Source organism: Micromonospora sp. DT178 (assembly GCF_049841695.1).
In the GTDB taxonomy this organism is placed as follows: domain Bacteria; phylum Actinomycetota; class Actinomycetes; order Mycobacteriales; family Micromonosporaceae; genus Micromonospora.
Genome location: NZ_JBNCKV010000009.1, coordinates 56,727 through 74,167, shown reverse-complemented (window position 1 = coordinate 74,167; position 17,441 = coordinate 56,727). Strand labels below are relative to the sequence as shown.

General features: G+C 72.3%; 16 protein-coding genes. 5 read left to right on the top strand and 11 right to left on the bottom strand.

What is annotated here, in order from left to right; genetic code table 11:
* Positions 1-64: 64 nt before the first annotated feature.
* The 3 genes from ACLQ22_RS18300 to ACLQ22_RS18290 all read right to left on the bottom strand — a co-directional run bounded on the left by ACLQ22_RS18300 (position 65) and on the right by ACLQ22_RS18290 (position 4,062).
* Positions 65-1,648 (bottom strand): DHA2 family efflux MFS transporter permease subunit, encoded by a 1,584-nt coding sequence (locus ACLQ22_RS18300; protein ID WP_425693372.1) that lies wholly within the window; start codon positions 1,646-1,648, stop codon positions 65-67.
* Positions 1,649-1,861: 213 nt separating this feature from the next.
* On the bottom strand, positions 1,862-3,490 hold the full coding sequence (locus ACLQ22_RS18295) for an isovaleryl-CoA dehydrogenase (RefSeq protein ID WP_425693371.1): 1,629 nt from the start codon (positions 3,488-3,490) through the stop codon (positions 1,862-1,864).
* A complete protein-coding gene (locus tag ACLQ22_RS18290) occupies positions 3,487-4,062 on the bottom strand; it encodes a TetR/AcrR family transcriptional regulator (protein WP_425693370.1) in 576 nt (191 codons plus the stop codon). Before ACLQ22_RS18290 ends, ACLQ22_RS18295 begins: the two co-directional genes overlap by 4 nt.
* 170 nt (positions 4,063-4,232) lie before the next feature.
* Between ACLQ22_RS18290 and ACLQ22_RS18285 the strand changes: the two genes are divergently transcribed.
* The gene (locus ACLQ22_RS18285; protein WP_425693369.1) at positions 4,233-4,979 is read left to right on the top strand and encodes a hypothetical protein; all 747 of its coding nucleotides are present in this window, start codon (positions 4,233-4,235) and stop codon (positions 4,977-4,979) included.
* Between the two features lie 104 nt (positions 4,980-5,083).
* Here the strand turns inward: ACLQ22_RS18285 and ACLQ22_RS18280 are convergent, their stop codons facing one another.
* From ACLQ22_RS18280 to ACLQ22_RS18265, 4 genes are all read right to left on the bottom strand, one after another.
* Complete coding sequence (locus ACLQ22_RS18280; RefSeq protein WP_425693368.1) at positions 5,084-5,524, bottom strand: hypothetical protein; 441 nt, start codon at positions 5,522-5,524, stop codon at positions 5,084-5,086.
* Between the two features lie 216 nt (positions 5,525-5,740).
* Positions 5,741-6,592, bottom strand: a complete 852-nt coding sequence (locus ACLQ22_RS18275) for a phosphotransferase family protein (protein WP_425693367.1) — start codon at positions 6,590-6,592, stop codon at positions 5,741-5,743.
* A gap of 274 nt (positions 6,593-6,866) precedes the next feature.
* Positions 6,867-7,352 carry a GNAT family N-acetyltransferase gene (locus tag ACLQ22_RS18270; RefSeq protein WP_425693366.1) on the bottom strand — a complete coding sequence of 162 codons (486 nt, stop codon included), beginning with the start codon at positions 7,350-7,352 and terminating at the stop codon, positions 6,867-6,869.
* A gap of 182 nt (positions 7,353-7,534) precedes the next feature.
* A complete protein-coding gene (locus tag ACLQ22_RS18265; protein ID WP_425693365.1) occupies positions 7,535-9,067 on the bottom strand; it encodes an MFS transporter in 1,533 nt (510 codons plus the stop codon).
* 115 nt (positions 9,068-9,182) lie between these two features.
* Here ACLQ22_RS18265 and ACLQ22_RS18260 point away from each other — a divergent pair, with 115 nt between their 5' ends.
* The gene (locus ACLQ22_RS18260) at positions 9,183-9,758 is read left to right on the top strand and encodes a TetR/AcrR family transcriptional regulator (protein ID WP_425693364.1); all 576 of its coding nucleotides are present in this window, start codon (positions 9,183-9,185) and stop codon (positions 9,756-9,758) included.
* On the opposite strand, the gene ACLQ22_RS18255 is transcribed toward ACLQ22_RS18260, so the two are convergent.
* The 3 genes from ACLQ22_RS18255 to ACLQ22_RS18245 are packed head-to-tail and all read right to left on the bottom strand — an operon-like array spanning position 9,712 to position 13,148.
* A complete protein-coding gene (locus ACLQ22_RS18255; RefSeq protein ID WP_425693363.1) occupies positions 9,712-10,191 on the bottom strand; it encodes a DUF6882 domain-containing protein in 480 nt (159 codons plus the stop codon). The genes ACLQ22_RS18260 and ACLQ22_RS18255 overlap by 47 nt on opposite strands.
* Positions 10,192-10,242: 51 nt before the next feature.
* Positions 10,243-11,796 (bottom strand): aminotransferase class I/II-fold pyridoxal phosphate-dependent enzyme, encoded by a 1,554-nt coding sequence (locus tag ACLQ22_RS18250; protein ID WP_425693362.1) that lies wholly within the window; start codon positions 11,794-11,796, stop codon positions 10,243-10,245.
* 23 nt (positions 11,797-11,819) lie between these two features.
* Positions 11,820-13,148 carry an NAD(P)/FAD-dependent oxidoreductase gene (locus ACLQ22_RS18245; RefSeq protein WP_425693560.1) on the bottom strand — a complete coding sequence of 443 codons (1,329 nt, stop codon included), beginning with the start codon at positions 13,146-13,148 and terminating at the stop codon, positions 11,820-11,822.
* 294 nt (positions 13,149-13,442) lie between these two features.
* Between ACLQ22_RS18245 and ACLQ22_RS18240 the strand changes: the two genes are divergently transcribed.
* A complete protein-coding gene (locus tag ACLQ22_RS18240; RefSeq protein WP_425693361.1) occupies positions 13,443-14,273 on the top strand; it encodes an aminoglycoside adenylyltransferase domain-containing protein in 831 nt (276 codons plus the stop codon).
* A gap of 15 nt (positions 14,274-14,288) precedes the next feature.
* Here ACLQ22_RS18240 and ACLQ22_RS18235 read toward each other — a convergent pair whose 3' ends face one another.
* On the bottom strand, positions 14,289-14,894 hold the full coding sequence (locus ACLQ22_RS18235; RefSeq protein ID WP_425693360.1) for a YdeI/OmpD-associated family protein: 606 nt from the start codon (positions 14,892-14,894) through the stop codon (positions 14,289-14,291).
* 134 nt (positions 14,895-15,028) lie between these two features.
* Between ACLQ22_RS18235 and ACLQ22_RS18230 the strand changes: the two genes are divergently transcribed.
* Both ACLQ22_RS18230 and ACLQ22_RS18225 read left to right on the top strand, forming a co-directional pair.
* Entirely contained in the window at positions 15,029-16,069 is a 1,041-nt protein-coding gene (locus ACLQ22_RS18230; protein ID WP_425693359.1) for a DUF4034 domain-containing protein, read from the top strand.
* A 59-nt stretch (positions 16,070-16,128) separates the two neighbouring features.
* Positions 16,129-17,244: a MerR family transcriptional regulator gene (locus ACLQ22_RS18225; protein ID WP_425693358.1), complete on the top strand. Its 1,116-nt coding sequence runs from the start codon at positions 16,129-16,131 to the stop codon at positions 17,242-17,244.
* The last annotated feature ends 197 nt before the right edge of the window (positions 17,245-17,441 follow it).

Here is a 17,441-nt window from a genome sequence, read left to right as displayed (position 1 = left end):
CGGTGCCGCCCCACCCCGCTGCAGCCCCGGCCCCCGGACGATGTCCGGGGGCCGGGACGTCGCGTCAGTGGACGATGACGGGCGCCTTCGCCTGCCCCTCCTGCTGGCCGTCGAGCAGGTGCGACGGCTCCCGCCGCCGGGGCAGGAACGCCACCGGGACGAACGTGACCAGCACCAGCGCGAACGCGACCCAGAACGTGGTGGCGAAGGAGCTGGCGGCGAAGTCGAGGCCGCGCTCGATGAGCGACGGCTGGACCGGGAACTGCCCGGCCAGCTCCGGCTGCTGCTGAACGGCGATGGCGAGGCCGGCCTCCGTCACCGGTTCCCCGCTCGGGTCGGTCGCTCCGGGGATCGGCCGGGAGCCGTTCAGCTCGTTGGTGAGGATCACCGACATCATGGCGGCGCCGACGGACCCGCCGATCTGCTGGAGGATGTTGACCAGGGTGGAGCCGCGGGCCACCTCGTGGGCCTTCAGGGTCTTCAGCGCCGAGGTCATGATCGGCATCATGGTGCCGCCCATGCCCAGGCCCATGATGAACAGCGACCCGCAGAGCAGGACGTACGAGGTCTGCGGGTCGACCTGGGTGAAGGTGAAGAACCCGACGGCGATGAGTGCCAGCGCGAACGGCACGGTACGGCCGACCGGGACCCGGTCGGCCAGCATCCCGGCCACCGGCATGGTCACCATCGCCCCGATCCCCTGCGGCGCCATCAGCAGGCCGGCGGCCAGCGTCGTCTCGCCACGGATCTGCAGGAAGTAGCTCGGGAACAGCAGGCCGGCGCCCATGAACGCGATGATGAACACGAACATCGTCACCGCCGCGACGGTGAGGTTGCGGTTGGCGAACAGCCGCAGGTCGAGCAGGGGGTGCCGGGTCCGGAAGGAGTAGCGGACGAAGGCCACGAGGAGCACGCCGCCGACCAGCATGGGCACCCACACCTCGGTGTCGGCGAACGTGCCGGTCTCGGGCAGCGTGGAGACGCCGTAGAGGAAGAGGGCGAGACCCGGCGAGAGCATCAGCATGCCGAGGAAGTCGAACGACTCGGAGGGCTCGGGGGCGTCCTTCGGCAGCGCCAGGGCGGCGTAGACGAGCGCCACGGCGCCGATCGGCAGGTTGATCAGGAAGATCCAGTGCCAGCTCGCGACGTCGATCAGCCAGCCGCCGAGGATCGGCCCTCCGATGGGACCGAGCAGCATCGGGATGCCCAGGACGGCCATCAGCCGGCCGATCCGGTGCGGTCCGGCCGCCCGGGTCATGATCGTCATGCCCAGCGGTAGGAGCATGCCGCCGCCGAGGCCCTGGAGCACGCGGTAGCCGATCAGCTGCCCGATCGTGTCGGCGTTGGCGCACAGCCCCGACCCGATCGTGAACAGCGCGATGGCGATCATGTAGAGCCGCTTGGTGCCGAACCGGTCGGCGGCCCAGCCGCTGAGCGGGATCACCGTGGCCAGCGCCAGCGTGTAGGCGGTCATCGTCCAGGCGACCTCGGCGTACGACGCGTCGAACTCGCGCTGGAAGGTCGGCAGGGCGACGGTGACGACCGTCACGTCGAGGATCGACATGATCGCGCCGAGGACGACGACCCCGGCCACCTTGAGCACCGAGGCGTCGAGTTTGTCCGAGGTCGCGATGGATTGCTGTGTCACTGATTCTCCTGGGTCCCCGTGGTGGCCGGCGCGAGCCGTGCCTCGGCCTGTCGCGTACCGGCAGTGTCCGTCGGCAGACTAACGAGCGGCACCGACGATCGGCGTACGATTTCCGACCGCCGGGGTGTGGGCGACGCCACGCCGGCGAGCGGGTCGACGCCGGTGTTGGCTCCCGCGCGCAGGCCCGGGCCCGGTGGGCCCCGCCGCCTCCGGTCAGCCCACCTTGGGCACGGCGCGGGCGATGATCGCGGCGAAGTCGACGCCGCGGGGCAGCGTGCCGTACGCCTGGCCGTGGTCGCCGCCGAGCCGGGAGGCGCAGAAGGCGTCGGCGACGGCGGGGTGACCGTGCCGCACCAGCAGCGAGCCCTGCAGGACCAGTGCGAGCCGTTCGACGACGCGGCGGGCCCGCAGCTCGACGTCGTCGTGGTCGGACAGGTCGGCCTGCACCCGGCGTACGGCGGCGTCGAGCCGGGCGTCGGCGCCGGCGGCGGCGGTCACCTCGGCCCGGAACGCCTCCATGACCTGGGGTTCCCTGGTGAGAGCGCGCAGCACGTCCAGCGCGGCGACGTTGCCGGAGCCCTCCCAGATCGAGTTCAGCGGGGACTCGCGGAACAGCCTCGGCATGCCCGACTCCTCGACGTAGCCGTTGCCGCCCAGGCATTCGAGGGCCTCGGCGGCGTGTGCCGGCCAGCGCTTGCAGACCCAGTACTTGCCGACGGCGAGGGCGAGCCGCTTGAACGCGGTCTCGCCGGCGTCGCCGCGCGCGGACCGGTCGGTGGCCCCGGCGAGGCGCATCATCAGGACGGTGGCGGCCTCGGACTCGACCGCGAGGTCGGCGAGCACGTTGCGCATCAGGGGCGCCTCGACGAGGTACCGGCCGAAGGCCTGCCGGTGGGTGGCGTGGTGGGCGGCGGTGATCACGCCCTGGCGCATCCCGGCCGCCGCGCCGATGACGCAGTCGAGGCGGGTCAGGTTGACCATTTCGATGATGGTGCGCACGCCACGGCCCTCGTCGCCGACCCGCCAGGCGACCGCGTGCTCGTACTCGACCTCGGCCGAGGCGTTGGAGCGGTTGCCGAGCTTGTCCTTGAGGCGCATCAGCCGCATCGGGTTGCGCGTGCCGTCCGGCAGGACGCGCGGGACGAGGAAGCAGGTGAGCCCGCCCGGCGCCTGGGCGAGGGTGAGGAAGACGTCGCACATCGGCGCCGAGGTGAACCACTTGTGCCCGAGCAGCCGGTAGGTGCCGTCCGGCTCGGGGCGGGCGGTGGTGGTGTTGGCGCGTACGTCCGAGCCGCCCTGCTTCTCCGTCATCGACATGCCGGCCAGCAGTCCCCGCTTGCCCAGCGGCGGGCGCAGCCCGAAGTCGTACGACGTGGCGGTGAGCAGCGGCTCGTACCGCGCGGCCAGCTCCGGGGCGTGCCGCAGCGCCGGCACGGCGGCGTAGGTCATCGAGATCGGGCAGCCGTGGCCGGCGTCGGGGCGCCAGGTGTAGAACTTGGCCGCGCGGGCCACGTGCGCGCCCGGCCGGTCGTCCGCCCACGGCGCCGCGTGCAGGCCGTGCTCGACCGCGGTACGCATCAGCTCGTGCCAGGCCGGGTGGAACTCCACCTCGTCGACGCGGTTGCCGTGCCGGTCGTGGGTGCGCAGCACCGGCGGGTGCTCGTTGGCCAGCCGCCCGTGCTCGATCGCCTGCTCGTCGCCGCCGAGCCGGCCCAGCTCGTGCAGCTCGGCGGCGGCCCAGCCGGCGCCCTCGCGGTCGAGCGCGTCGAGCAGCGCCGGGTCGTCGGCCGCGTCGTGACCGGCCAGCGGCGGAACCTGGTTGAGGACCTCGTGCGTCGTCACGGCGAAACTCCCAGCGCGCGGTGGAGGAACGTGATCAGGTGCTCGATGGTGCGTGGCCCGGCGACCCCGGCCGCCAGGGGGCCGACCATCGCCTCGGCCAGGGCGCCGACCAGCGCGGTGGCGGTCAGCTCGGGATCCTGCGGGGGAAGCTCGCCGTTCGCCACCCCCTGCGCGACGTGGCCGGCGATCAGCTCGGCGTAGGCGCGGCGGAAGACGAGCCGCTCGGCGTCGACCGCCGGGTCGGCCGGCTCGGCGAGCAGGGCGTACGCCAACCGTGGGGACCGCAGCGCCCGGCCGGAGAACGTCTCGATGACGGCGGTGACCCGCTCGGCGACGGTGGCCTCCAGCGCCGCCGCCCGCGCCACCGCGTCCACCTCCCGCTGCGAGGCCGTGCGGAACACCTCGGCGACCAGGTCGGCCTTGGTGGGGAAGTGCCGGTAGACGCTGCCGGTCGCCATCCCGGCCCGCTCGGCGACGGCGGCGACCGAGCAGCCGGCGTACCCGTGCTCGGCCATGATCTCCAGCGCGGCGGCGATGATCCGCTCCCGGGACGCGCTCAGCCGAGCCTTCACGCGATCGGTGCTCCGGTAGACCACGCAAGGATTGAACCATCATTCAGTCCTTGCCGGCAAGGGCGCCGCAGCAGGCGCTCCGGCCGGCGGACGGCCCGCCCGCGACGCGGGTCTAGGATCCTTCTCTTCGGCAGGCGTACGCCCCCGGAGTCCTTGAAGGCGGTCCCGCCGTGACCCCTGACCTCACCGACGTGAACCGCCGCCTGGACGCGGCGCTGGCAAGCGTGGCCGCCACCTTCCAGGGCATGACCGCCCACCGGCGGGAGACCAACTGTGAGTGCCACTGGGGCAGCGCCGAGGAGCTGGCGCTGCTCAAGACCCCGGACGCGCCGCTCGACGAGGACCTGCTCCGCCGCACGTACTGGACCACGGACTGGCGCTACCCGGGACCGCTGCTGCGCCGCATCCTGCCCCCGGTGACCAGACGCCTCGTGGCGGGTGAGGTGGATGTCGTCTGCGGGATGGACCCCCTGTCCCGCCTGTTCGTCAGGGGTCGCTGGCTGGACTGGCCCGCCGCGCAACGCGACGCGGTACGGGAGTTCCTGGACGCCTGGTGGCAGCACACCCTGGTGGACCCCGAGGCGAAGGTACCCGCCCACGAGGCCCTGGCCTTCGTCGCCGAGGTCACCGGTCAGCTCGCCCCGTGGCTGAACACCTGGGCGCAGCTGCTGGCCGGCCCGACGGCGCGGCGGCGGCTGGGCGCGGCGGCCGACGAGTGGATGTTCGACCTGCTCAGCGACCGCCTGCCCTGGTCGAGCTGGCGCGACGAGGAGGACACGCCGTGCCTCGCACTGTCGATGTGGGTGCTACGGCACGCGCCGCCCGTGCTGCGGGAGCACGACGCGTCCGGCGAACTGAGCGACGTCGTACGGCGGCTCGCCCTCCCCCACACCGACCGATGGGACGAGCGCGGCTAGGGCACAGCCGCCACGCGGAACTGCCACGAACGGCGACAGGGGCACCCCCGTCTCCGGGAGGTGCCCCTGTCGCGGCGGCCGGTACGCGGCCCGATGAGCTGCGGTCAGCAGCCCTGCCGCCGGCTGTAGATCTGGTGGCGCTGGCCCGCCCACCCGATGTAGCCGACCGCCTCGACGCAGTAGGACGCCGTGCCGGTGACGCCGACCGGGCCGGCGTGGTAGCTGAAGTCACCGGAGTCGGTGTCCGCGCCACCCGAGCGGGTGCAGTGCGCGCCCTCACCGGAACGCTCGGCGCAGCGGTAGATCTGCACGAAGGTCGGTGCCGACTTCCCGTAGGCCGCGCCGCGGTGGTAGAAGCACGCGCTGTTGGTGCCCCCGCTGCTGCTGTTGTAGTAGATCACCAGTTCGCCGAGGCCCGACGACTGCACCTGGCTGTAGATGATCGTGCCCGAGCAGGAGCCGGCCGCCTGAGCGGCGGGTGCGCCGATCGTCATCACCGACGCGACTGTCACCAGTGCCATCAGGGTCGAGAACACTCTCTTCATGGTCAGCAAGCCCCATCCACAGTCGACTGTCTTCCGATGTGGATCATGATCGCACGACGCGCGCCCCCGGCACCGCCCGGTGGACGCCGCGTCGCCGCCATACCGACGCTGACCAGTCTGTCCATTCCGTCCCCCGTTCGCGCCCCGCCTGGCTACGCGGAACGCGCACGCGCCCCGGCCGCAGGCGCGCGGGCACCCGCGCTTGCCGCGGCGGTGTCACGGGGCGTGGCGCCACCAAGGGCTTGCGACGACGAGTTCCTCCAGGTCACGGACGTTCTCGGCAACCGTCTGCGCGGGGGTGTCCGGGCGTTGGAGCGCGACGCGGAGATCCGAGGCGAGGTAGCACGCCTCGCGCACCTCGCACTCCCGGCGCAGGGTGGTCGGGGACGTCTCCGTCGCGTCGGCGACGACGTCGAGGACGGCCTCCATGTGCGGGCCGCTGAACCGGACCAGGAAGAACCAGTCGTCCATCGGTTCGCCGAAGCGCGCCCACTCGAAGTCGAGCAGCGCCGTCACACCGCGATCGCGGGCGAGCCAGTTGCCCCAGTGGCAGTCCGCGTGGACCGGGACGTCCGCGCGTGCCTGCGACGGCCCGCCCTCCGCTATCGCCCTCAGGCCGTCGAGCACCGGGCGGGGGACGATGCCGTCCCGGTCCAGGGCGGCGATCTGTCCCACCTCGGCGAGGAGCGCGGCCTGGCTGACGAACCCGCCGTGGTCGAGCGTCTCCCCCAGCGTCTGCCGGGCGGGGGCCGCAGGCGTCCAGCTGTGCAGTACGTGCAGCCGCTGGACCGCTTCCTCCGCCAACTGGCACGCGGTCGCCTCGTCGACGCCGGGCATGTCCATGCCGGGGGTCGTCCCTGGCGCGCGGGCGTAGCAGGCGTAGCGGACCTCGCGGGTCTCCAGCTCGTAGCGCCCGCTGTCGAGCAGCGGCGCCGTGATGCCGGCGGGCAGGTGGGGCGCGAGGGCGATCTCCCGGTCCAGTCGCGAGTGGCGGCCGGCGTCGATGACCTTCACGACGACGTCCGCGCCCAGGTAGACGTGGTGCGAGAGGCTGTCAGCGACGGTCATGGGGCCGGGGTCTCGGCCCAGGACCGCCGAGGCGATCGCGTGAGCCACGGCAGAGGCCTGTCGCGGGTCGATCATCGGCGGCCGCCATGCGGGAAGGCCGTCGTCCTGGCGGGATTCATCCGAGTGTCCGATCGTGAGGGCCGGTCGCGAGCACCCTATCCCCGTACGGCGATCGGCGGTGTCCACCTTCGACGCGCCCGGCGGCGGCACGGTGTCGACGACCGGCGGCCGGCCCGGTCCCGCCCCGGCGGCGGCCACGAGGGCGACCGTGGGCTCACCAGTCGAGTCGGTACCGTTGCTCCGGACGACCGCTGCCCGGGTGCGGTGCGGCCTCGCCGCGCGGCAGCCAGCCGGCGCTCTCGTACAGTCGCACCGCTCTCGGGTTGTCCAGGTAGACGCCCAGCTCGGCGCCGACGAAACCCGCGCCCGCCAGGTGGGTGGGTGCGGCCCTCAGCAGGTGCCGGCCGACGCCCCGGCCCCAGCTGTCGGGCGCGACCCCGAGGTACCGGATCTCGGCGGTCGACTCGTCCGTCGGCACGGGCTCGACGGCGGCGAAGCCCACGACCCGATCCGCGTCGAGGGCGACGAGCAGGAACGAGCGGGGTGTGCTGCCGACCACCGCCTCGATCAGGGGCCGAGCGAGGCGCAGCGGCGCGATCCCGGTGTCGCCGTCGCGGGCCGCGGTCGCCGCCGCCCAGATCCCGGCGGCCTCGTCGATGTGCCGTTCGTCGGTGGTCGGGCGCACCCGCACGTCGCTCATCGGCACAGTCTGGCGACGCCACGTCGCGGTGGCGACCAGGTTTGTGGCCGGCCGGCCGGCGGTGCGCGCGGAGGCCACCCCGCCGCGCGGGCAGGGGCGGGGCGTCGCACGGCCGGCCGGAGCTCAGTCGCCGCGGGCCCCGCCGGTCGAGTGGCCGAGCTGACGCCGGCCGCGGTGCCGCGTCACCGGTCGCGGGGTGACGGTACGAGCTTCCAGGCGACCATGCCGGCGGCGATCAGCAGGACCGCCGCGATCAGCGAGGTCGTCTGCATGGCGTGGACGAAGGCGTCCCGGGCGGCGGCCAGGATCTCGGCTCCCTGCTGCCCGTTGCCGGTCAGGGCCCGGTCGGCGGTGGCCAGTGACTCGTGCACCGCGTCGCCGGTCGGGCCGGGCAAGGTCGACAGGTCGGGCAGGGCCGACCGGTAGAGGACGGTGTGCAGGGTGCCGAGCAGCGCGATGCCCAGGGCGACGCCGAACTCGTACGCCATCTCGGAGATGGCCGAGGCGGAGCCGGCCCGGTCCTTCGGCACCGCCGAGAGCACCGCGTCGGTGGCGGCGGTGAAGGCGAGGCCGACGCCCAGGCCGATGACGACCAGGCCCAGCGCCAGCGGCGCGTAGCCCGCGTGGCCCTCGCCGATCGCGAGGACGACCATGCCGACGCCCGCGGTCAGCAGCGCGGCGCCGAGGGCACGTCCGACGCCGAGGCGGTTGAGCGCGGCGGCGGCGATGGCGACGACCGCGATGGACGCCAGGGTCAGCGGCAGTTCCCGGAGGCCCGCCTGGAGCGGCGAGTAGCCGCGGACGAGTTGCAGGTACTGGGAGAAGAAGAACAGCAGGCCGCTGAAGGCGAAGATGGCGATCAGGCTGGCGACAACGGTGCCGGTGAAGACCGGACGGGCGAACAGCGTGACGTCCACGAGCGGGGCGGGCAGGCGGCGCTGGCGGCGTACGAACAGCACCCCGCCGATGAGGCCGGCCGCGGCCGCAGTGACGCCGGCCAGGTCGACGCCGGCCTTGGCGGCGTGCTTGACGGCCCAGACCAGTGCCACGATCGCCGCCACCGACAGCAGAGCGCTGAGCAGGTCGAACCGCCCGGGACGCGGGTCGCGCGACTCGGGCACCAGGGCCGCGACGCTGACGAGCACCAGCAGCATGATCGGGACGTTGATCACGAAGACGGAGCCCCACCAGTAGTGCTCCAGCAGGGCCCCACCGACCAGGGGGCCCAGTGCCGCGCCGCCGGAGGCGCCGGCCGACCAGACGGCGACGGCGTGGGTGCGCTGGCGCGCGTCGGTGAAGATGTTCCGGACGATCGACAGCGTCGAGGGCATGAGCGTCGCGCCCGCCACGCCGAGCAGGACCCGGGCGGCGATCAACCAGCCGGGGCTGGGAGCGAAGGCCGCCAGCAGCGACGCGGCGCCGAAGCCGGTGACGCCGATCAGCAGCAGCCGCCTGCGCCCGATGCGGTCGGCCAGGGTGCCCATGCTGATCAGCAGGCCGGCCAGGGCGAAGGAGTAGGCGTCGCCGATCCACAGCAACTGCGTGGCGGTGGGCTGCAACTCGGCGACCAGCGCGGGTACGGCCAGCGCCAGCACGGTGCCGTCGACGGCCAGCAGCGTGACGGCCAGGGTCAACGCGGACAGGGCGGCCCACTGCCGCAGTCCGGCGGGGCCGGCGGCAGTGGCGGGGTCGGGTGCCAGATCCGCGTTGCTCACGCCGTCCACGCTACGGACCAAATGGTCGGCTGTGCAAGCCGATTGGTCGGTTAAGGTGGTGATGCGCCCGACACCCGCCGGCACGGCCGGCGATTCAGGAACGAAAGGACACGGCATGCCGCCTCGCGAGCGTGACACCGCCAGGACCCGCCGGGCGGTGCTGGATGCTGCCGCCCGTGCCGTCGTCGTACACGGCGCGGGGGTCAGCCTGGACCTCATCGCCCGCACCGCCGGGGTTTCCAAGGGCGGGCTGCTGCACCACTTCCGCAGCCGGGAACAGTTGCTGCTGGAGCTGGCCCGCGACCTGGCGGAGCAGTTCACCGCCGCCGTGCACGCCGCCGTCGATCCGCGCGACCACGCCCGGGGCCGGCTGGTACGCGGTTACGTCAGGGCGACTCTCGACGGGCTGGGCGACGGGTCGACCGTTCCGGAGCACGTCATCCTGGCCGCCTCGCTGGCCGGCGTACCGGGCGTGGCCGAGTTCCTGCAGGAGGACGACCGGAGCTGGACCGAGGCCCTGGACGCCGACGGGCTGGACCCGGATCGCGCGCGACTGATCACACTCGCTGCGGACGGCGCCGCCGTGGCCAGCCTCTACGGGGGCGGCAGGGACCCGCAGGACACGCGGCGCCTACGGGACCTGCTCATCCGGCTGTCCCGCGGCGAGGGCCCACTCGACGACGCGGGCTGAGCAGCGCCCGGCACGTATGTCGACGCGCAGAGTCGAACCGTCGGAACGGTGCGCGGTCAACGACGTGGGCGCCGGGGCCAGGCGCCACGACTGCTGGCGCAGGAACGACTCCACGGCAATTCGAAGGTCCACCGGGAAGCCCTGAATGACCTGACCCAGGACGGTCACCGCGCCGCTCCGGCCGGAGCGGCGCGGTGATCTGCGGCGGGGCGTCGTCGAGGTGGAAGAACGCCGCGCCGCCGGGGTACGGGCCGCGGTAGTAACACCGGTCGGTCAGGCCGGAGGCCAGCAGGGCGAGCCGGTGACCGTCGGCGCGCTGAAGCGGGAACGTGGGCTCGGTGAACTCGGCAACTCCGTGGTGGTGACCGTACTCGCGCAGCCAGCCACACAGTTGTTGCCGCAGGTGAAAGGGTCGCCGCGGTGGGGCGGCCACGGTCCAGTCGGGCGCCGGGCATCTCGCCGCTGTCGGATTACGAGGCGTCCCTCAGCGGGGAGCACTGCCGAAGGCGCTGGAGAGGTACGCCCGGGAGTCGGCGATGGCGCCCTCGATGATCCGGGCCGCCTCGCGGGCCTCCTCGGGCCGATGTCCGGCCTGCACCTGGAGCCGGAACCGGGACGAGCCGGTCGGGGTCACCGGGAACTCGACCATGAATGCCAGCACCCCCCGGTCGAAGAGCAGGCGGTTCGCCGTCCGCGCCAGCTTCTCGTTGCCGATCAGGAGCGGCACGATCGGTGACGGCTCACCCATACAGGTCAGGCCCCGGCCGGTCAGCTCGTCGCGCAGGGCGTGGATCGCGGTGAAGAGCCGGGCCCGCAGCGCGTCCCCCTCGGCCGAGCGGATGATCCTGGTGGCCTCCCGCACCACCGCGGTCTGCACCGGCGACAGCGCGTTGGAGAAGAAGTGCGAGCCGCCGAACATCTTGATGTACTGCTTCAACGCGGGCGAGTTGGAGGCCACGAAGCCACCGTTCGAGCAGAACGTCTTGGAGAAGGCGCCCATCACGATGTCGACGCTGCCGAGCAGGCCCTGCATCCCCAGCACGCCCGTGCCGCCTGGCCCCATCGAGCCCAGGTCGTGCGCCACGTCGACTAGCAGCGTGGCGTCGTACTCGCGGCAGACGCGTTGCAGGGTGACAAGGTCCGGCCAGTCCGCGTCCACCGAGAAGAGCCCGTCGGTGACGACCAGGATGCCGTTGCGGGTGTCGGTGGCCCGGATATCGGTCAGGTGCCGGCGTACCGCGTCGACGTTGAGGTGCTCGTAGCGGACCACGTTCCGGGTGGCCGCCCGCGCCCCCTGCTGGAGGCAGGAGTGGGCCAGCCGGTCGATCAGGACGTGGTCGGACTGCCGGACCAGACCGACGACCGCGCCGAAGCCGGCCGCCCAGCCGGTCGGAAAGAGCGTCACGTGGTCGAGCCCGACCAGGTCGCCGAGGGCCGCCTCCAGATCGTCGGAGATGCGGGTATTGCCGAGCACCATCGGCGAGCCGGCGCTGTGCGGCCCGTAGTCGTGCATCGCCCTGGCCGCCGCCTCCCGGATCGCCGGGTGGGTGTTGAACGACAGGTAGTCCTGCGAGTTGAAGTTGATGCCGCGGGCCCGCCGGCCCAGGTCGTTGGTGATCTGGGCGACGCTGTCCGGTGCCGCCTCCAGCACCCGGGAGTACTGCCACGTCTCCGTGCGGCGACGGGCCTGCACCCAGCCGTAGAAGTCCTCGGTGCGGGTTAGCAGGTTGCGGCCGGCGGGGCGGTAGAAGTCGTACGCGTTCTTGTCGAGGGCGTACTCCTCGTCGGGGTCGACGGGGTTGCGCAGGTGGGCCGGCTCCCACATCTCGGTGAGGTCGGCGACCACCTGGGCCAGCTCGTCGTCGGCGCCTTCGAGCGACGCGAGGTCGTCCCACGGGATGTGGGTGGCCCAGTTGCGGGTCATCTCGGAGACCTCGGTCGCGGTACGCGCCATGGTCTCGAAGTCCCGGCAGTGTGCCGCCTTGAGGATGATCCCGATCAGTTCGCCGTCTTCAAGCTGGTCCAGCTCGGTGGTCACGGTGTCGTCTCCCTGTCGGATCATCAGGCGAAGAGGTTCTGCTGGTAGCTGCGGGAGGTCTCCGCGAAGTCCTCGAAGACCGCGTGGTCGGCGGAGGACTCCTTCGCGGCGTCGTTGAGCAGGAAGAGGTTGGAGGCCTGGAAGAACTCCGACACCGGCGCGACGTCGGCGTGGGTGGCGATGAACCGGTCGGTCTCCTGCTGGTTGCCCCGCAACGCGACGAACAGTTGCAACTCGTCGTGCCGGTACGGGCGCATCTCGGCGAGGGTGCAGACGTAGTCGTGGTAGGCGGCAGCGTTCTGGCTCCGGCGGCGGTCCCCGTAGGCGGTCATCGCCTCGTCGATCGACGCGTCACCGCGCAGCCACCGGTCGAGTGCGGCGCTGACCAGTTCGGCGTCGCGGAAGGCGTGGGTGATGCCGATGGCGGTGCACTGGTCCTTGGCCGACTCGGCGTCACCGACGAGCACCCACCCGGGCCCGTGCAGTGGCCGGAGGAAGGCCGACTGGTCCAGGGTGCCGTAGATGCGTTCCTCCCTGGTCCCCTTGGTGCGCACCACGTCGCCCAGCTCCGGACTGACGAAGTCCAGCGCCTTCTGGTAGTTGCCCGGCACGTCACCGCGAAACTCCCGCGACCACTCGCTCGGCCCCCAGACCAGGACCATGTTCTGGTTGAAGTTGGTCGGCGCCACCGCGCAGGCCAGCCGGCCGCGCCGGTGCAGTTGCGCCGGGCCGAGGTCGAAGCCGGACCAGTAGCTCCAGTAGGCGAACGTGCAGCGGGGCCGCTCGTCGTACTTCGGCAGCGCGAGGGCGCGGGCGACGAACGAGTTGCGGCCGTCGGCACCGACCACGATCCGGGCCCGCTCTTCGACCAGCTCTCCGTCGACCGTACGCCCCCGGACACCGACGACCTGCCCGTCCTCGACGATCAGCTCACGTACGGTGAATCTTGTCCGCACCTCGGCACCGGCCCTGGCGGCCGCGCCGACCAGGATCTCGTCGAGCACCCGGCGCCGTACGGACGCATAGCTCCGCACCACGCCCGAGTCGTCGCCGTGCAGGTCCCGGAAGTACTCGCGCAGCAGTTCGGTCGGCACCGAGCCGGTCAACGAGATGCCGTCGTTGACCACCTCGACCGTGGTGTGCGCCGGGGTGACCGCCAACACCTCGTCGAGCAGCCCCCACCGGTTCAGGTAGGACATCCCGTGCGGCCAGAGGAAGTGCGTCGAGATGACGTCGCTGGGAAACGAGGAGCGGTCCACCACCAGCACCCGGTGTCCACGCCGGGCGAGCAACAGGGCGGTGGACGCACCAGAACAGCGGGCGCCGATGACGATCGCGTCGTACAACTGAATCGGTCCTTCGGTGATGTGGCGGCGCAGGTGGCGGCGGCGGGAGACCACCCGGGTGCGGCCCCGGGGTCCGCGGATCGCCGCAGGTCAGCCGGGTTGCGTTCGGTGCCGGCCACCGTTGCCGGTGGCCGCCTCCGCCGCGTGTACCGGTCGAAGTCGGCAGGCCCGGCGGAGAGCGTAGCTTAAGTCCACAGTGGATTGAAATCGCTCGGCGGCACCCCGGGGCGAGGCCTTTGGTCGGTGCGGGTCGTTCCGGCGGCGACCCGCGTTTACTCCGTGGCGGGCTTTCGGCCCACAGTGCAGGATGACCTGGTGACACCGTCCGGGATGGTTCTGTCCGATCTTCGTGAAGCATGGGGTCCCGCGCTGGCCGGCCGGCTCCTCGGCCTGTACGTGCACGGCTCGCTGGTAGCCGGCGACTTCGCCACGACCCGCAGCGATCTCGATCTGCTCGCGGTACTCGACAGCGACCCCGACGAGAAGCTCCTCGGCGTGCTCGCCCGACTGCACGCGGAGCTTGAGCGGCGGCACCCGCAGTGGGCCGGCAGGATCGAGGTGGAATACGTGTCACTGGACGCCGTGCGCCACACAGCGCTCGGCGGCGCCGACCGGAACCACGTCATTGCCCGGGTCAGCCCCGGGGAGTCGTTGCACCTGTTGCCCGCCACCTCCCATCGCCTCGTGACCTGGTCCGCCGTCCACGACCACGGCCACAAACTGCTGGGACCACCGGCCGGCACGCTGCTACCCGCCGTCGACCCCGACCTCGTCCGCTCGGCCCTGCTGGACCACGTCCGCGACTGGCCGATCTGGGTGACCCGGATGAGCAGCCCTGGAGCCCAGTCCTACGCGGTGCTCACCCTCTGCCGGGCCTTCCAGCGCCTGCAGCACGGCCGGCAACTGTCCAAGCGGCGGGCCGCCGACCGGACCATCACCGCCCGCCCCCGATGGGCGGACCTCATCATCTGGGCACGCGACTGGTGGTACGACTCCGGCCAGGACACCGACCCCGGCAGGGCCGACGACGTCCGGGCGTTCGTGAACGAGCTCAGTGCCGCCATCCTGGCCTCGCGTGAGCGGTGTGCTGAGACAGCGCGCGCACGGCCGGCGGCAGATGGGCGCACATGATCACGACGACGCCGGTCACGACGAGTGTGGAGGCCTGGCCTTCTGCGGGTAGATCGTCTCGTGACGGGCCAGCATGGCGACGAACTCGCCGATCTTCCGCTCGCGGGTCTGCGCCCGCTTGACGGCGTTGACGCGGTGGATGAGGGCGAACCGGTTGGTCTTGGTGAGTACGTCGAACATGGCCTGGGCGGCAGGGTCGGCAGCGATCGCGGCGAGGAGGTCGGCCGGCACCTCGGCCTCCGACGACGGGGCGTAGGCGGCCGCCCACCGCCCGTCCGCCTTCGCGGCTTCCACCGCGGCGCGGCCCGAGGGCTGCATCCGCCCCTGCGCCTCCAGCCGGGCCACGTGGGAGACGTTGCGTTGCGACCAGGAACTGCGGGGCCGGCGAGGGGTGAACCGGATCCAGGAGCTTTCCTGATCCCGTTTACGGGCCTGCCCGTCGATCCAGCCGAAACACAGGGCCTCGTCGACCGCCTGCTGCCAGGTCAGCGTCGTGACCGTGCCGCCCTTCCTGGTCAGGGCGAGCCAGACGCCGGGCGACGTGGCGTGGTTGGCCGACAACCACGCGCGCAGGGCGTCGGCGTCCGCGACGATCAACTCATCCAGTTCAGCGCTCGCCATGACGGCAGGCTATCGCTGCGCCGTGCCGCAGCCGCCGCGCGTGGGACGGTCCGGCTCGTCGGGCTGCCGGCGCGCATGTCGTACGCCGGTCCGGGCCGGAGGCGGACGCCAGCCGACGCCTACCATCGCTGATTATGATCTCGACCGTGTGGCGGCTGCTCACCCGCCAGATCGACACCAACCTGGCGCAGGACGACACCGTGCTGCGCGAGGCCTGCACGCAGGCGCGGTACGGCTCCGACATCGAAGCGGCCCGGAAGGCTCTGGCCGCCACCCGAGGTGACTACGACCGCCGGGCACGCTACGTCCGGGTGCTGGCCGAATCGACCGCTGGTGGGCTGGGATCCCGGGTCGACCGTACGACCGGTCGGGTCGACACCGCAGCCGCCTGGACCGACCGCTGGGCAGCGCGCACACCCACCAATCCGGATGCCCAGCTCGTACGGGCTCATTCCCTGATGGCACGAGCCTGGGAGGTGCGCGGCGGGGACTGGGCCGCCAACGTCCGTCCAGAGCAGTGGACCGAGTTCAACCGCCTGCTGCAGCTGGCCCGGCAGGTGAACGACCTGGCGATGCGGCTCGCGCCCGAGGACCCCACGCCGTGGGTGAGCCGGCTGGACCTCATGATCGACCAGAGTGCGCCACCGGAGGAGGTCGAGGAGACGTGGCGTGAGCTGACCCGGCGGGACCCCCGGCACCACCAGGGGCACATCCTCAAGCTGACCTACCACTGCAGGAAGTGGAGCGGCTCGCACGAGGCGATGTTCGGCTTCGCCCGGTCGGTCGCCGAAGCGGCGCCCGCGGGCTCGCCGCTGCACGTGCTGCCGGTGCGGGCCGCCGCCGAGTGGGCCCTGTGGGAGCAGGAGCGCGCATCCCAGGGCAGCGCTGCCGACGAGATCGGCCAGCGGTGGCGGCAGGATCCGGTCATGCAGTCCGACCTCGACAACGCGCTGTCCCGGTGGTTCCACCAGCCGGCCACCCGGCACGCCGACTGGCTCAATGACGCGAACTTCCTGGCGTACGGGCTGGCGCGCACCGGCCGCGACGCCGACGCCGCGCCGGTCTTCGCGTCGATCGGCCGGTACATGACCAGCGTGCCGTGGTCCTGGTGGGACCGCGTACGCGGCGACACCGCCTTCCTCCGGGCCCGCCGCCGCGCCCGCCGCGCTGCCTGACCGCCGTCGGCAGCGGAGCGCTTGCTCCTCACGCCACGTCATGCCACATAGTCGGGGGCGTGGAGGAGCACCTGACCGTGGGGCGCGTGGCGGAATTGGCCGGCGTCAGCGTCCGCACGCTGCATCACTACGACGAGATCGGCCTCCTGGAGCCGTCCACGCGCACCGCGGCCGGGCACCGGGCCTACTCCCCGGGCGATGTGGAGCGGCTGCGGGAGGTGCTCGCCTACCGGCGGCTCGGCTTCGGATTGCGGGAGATCGCGGATCTGGTCGACGACCCGGCCACCGACGCGGTCGCGCACCTGTGCCGGCTGCGCGGCCTGCTGATGGACCAGCGCGACCGCGCTGCCGCCATGGTGACGGCCATAGACAGGGAACTGGAGGCACGGGCGATGGGGATCAGGACGACGCCGGAGGAGCAACTGAAGGTGTTCGGCGCGCAGTTGTACGACGCCATCGGATCTGCATACCCAGCGACGCGGCGCACCGAGCCGCGGATCGCCGCACGCATCTGGGATGCGCTGGGGGACGCACGAACGGTGCTGAACGTCGGGGCTGGCACCGGCTCCTACGAACCACCCGACCGGGACGTGACGGCGGTGGAACCGTCGGCGGTCATGCGGGCGCAGCGTCCCGTGGGCGCGGCGCCGTGCGTGGCCGCCCATGCGGAGAATCTGCCGTTCGAGGACCAGTCCTTCGACGCCGCGATGGCCGTCAGCACCGTCCACCACTGGCCGGACCCCGTCGCCGGGCTGCGTGAGATGCGGCGGGTGGCCCGCCGCGTGGTGGTGTTCACGTACGACGCCGATGACACCGGCTGGCGTGAAAGGTTCTGGCTCACCCGCGACTACCTGCCCGAATTCGCGGATCTTCTCGTCGGCTGGCCCTCACTGGCCGACCTGACCGGCGCGATCGGAGGACGCGCGGAGCCGTTGCTCGTCCCGTGGGACTGCGCCGACGGCTTCTTCGAGGCGCACTGGCGCCGGCCCGAGGCATACCTGGACGAACGTGTCCGCCGCGCGGTGTCGGTATGGACCAGAGTCGGACCGCAGGCTGAGCAACGGGCCGTCAACACTCTCCGCGAAGACCTCTCCTCAGGCCGGTGGGCCGAGCGCAACCGCGACCTCGTCGCCCTCGACACGGCAGAGCTCGGCCTCCGCCTGCTCGTAGCCTGAACCGCCGTGCTGCATCGATGGGCGCGAGGTGCAGATCCGGCGCTCGCTCATGCCGCGAAGCGCGGGGCGCAGGCTGATCGGCTCACCGGTGTACGACATCCGTACGTGCCGAATCGGGGTGGTCCGGCTCGGATGCTGAGTGCCTGGCAATGCTACGGCCCGTTCCCGACGGAGGAACGGGCCGCAGCTGTGTGCGG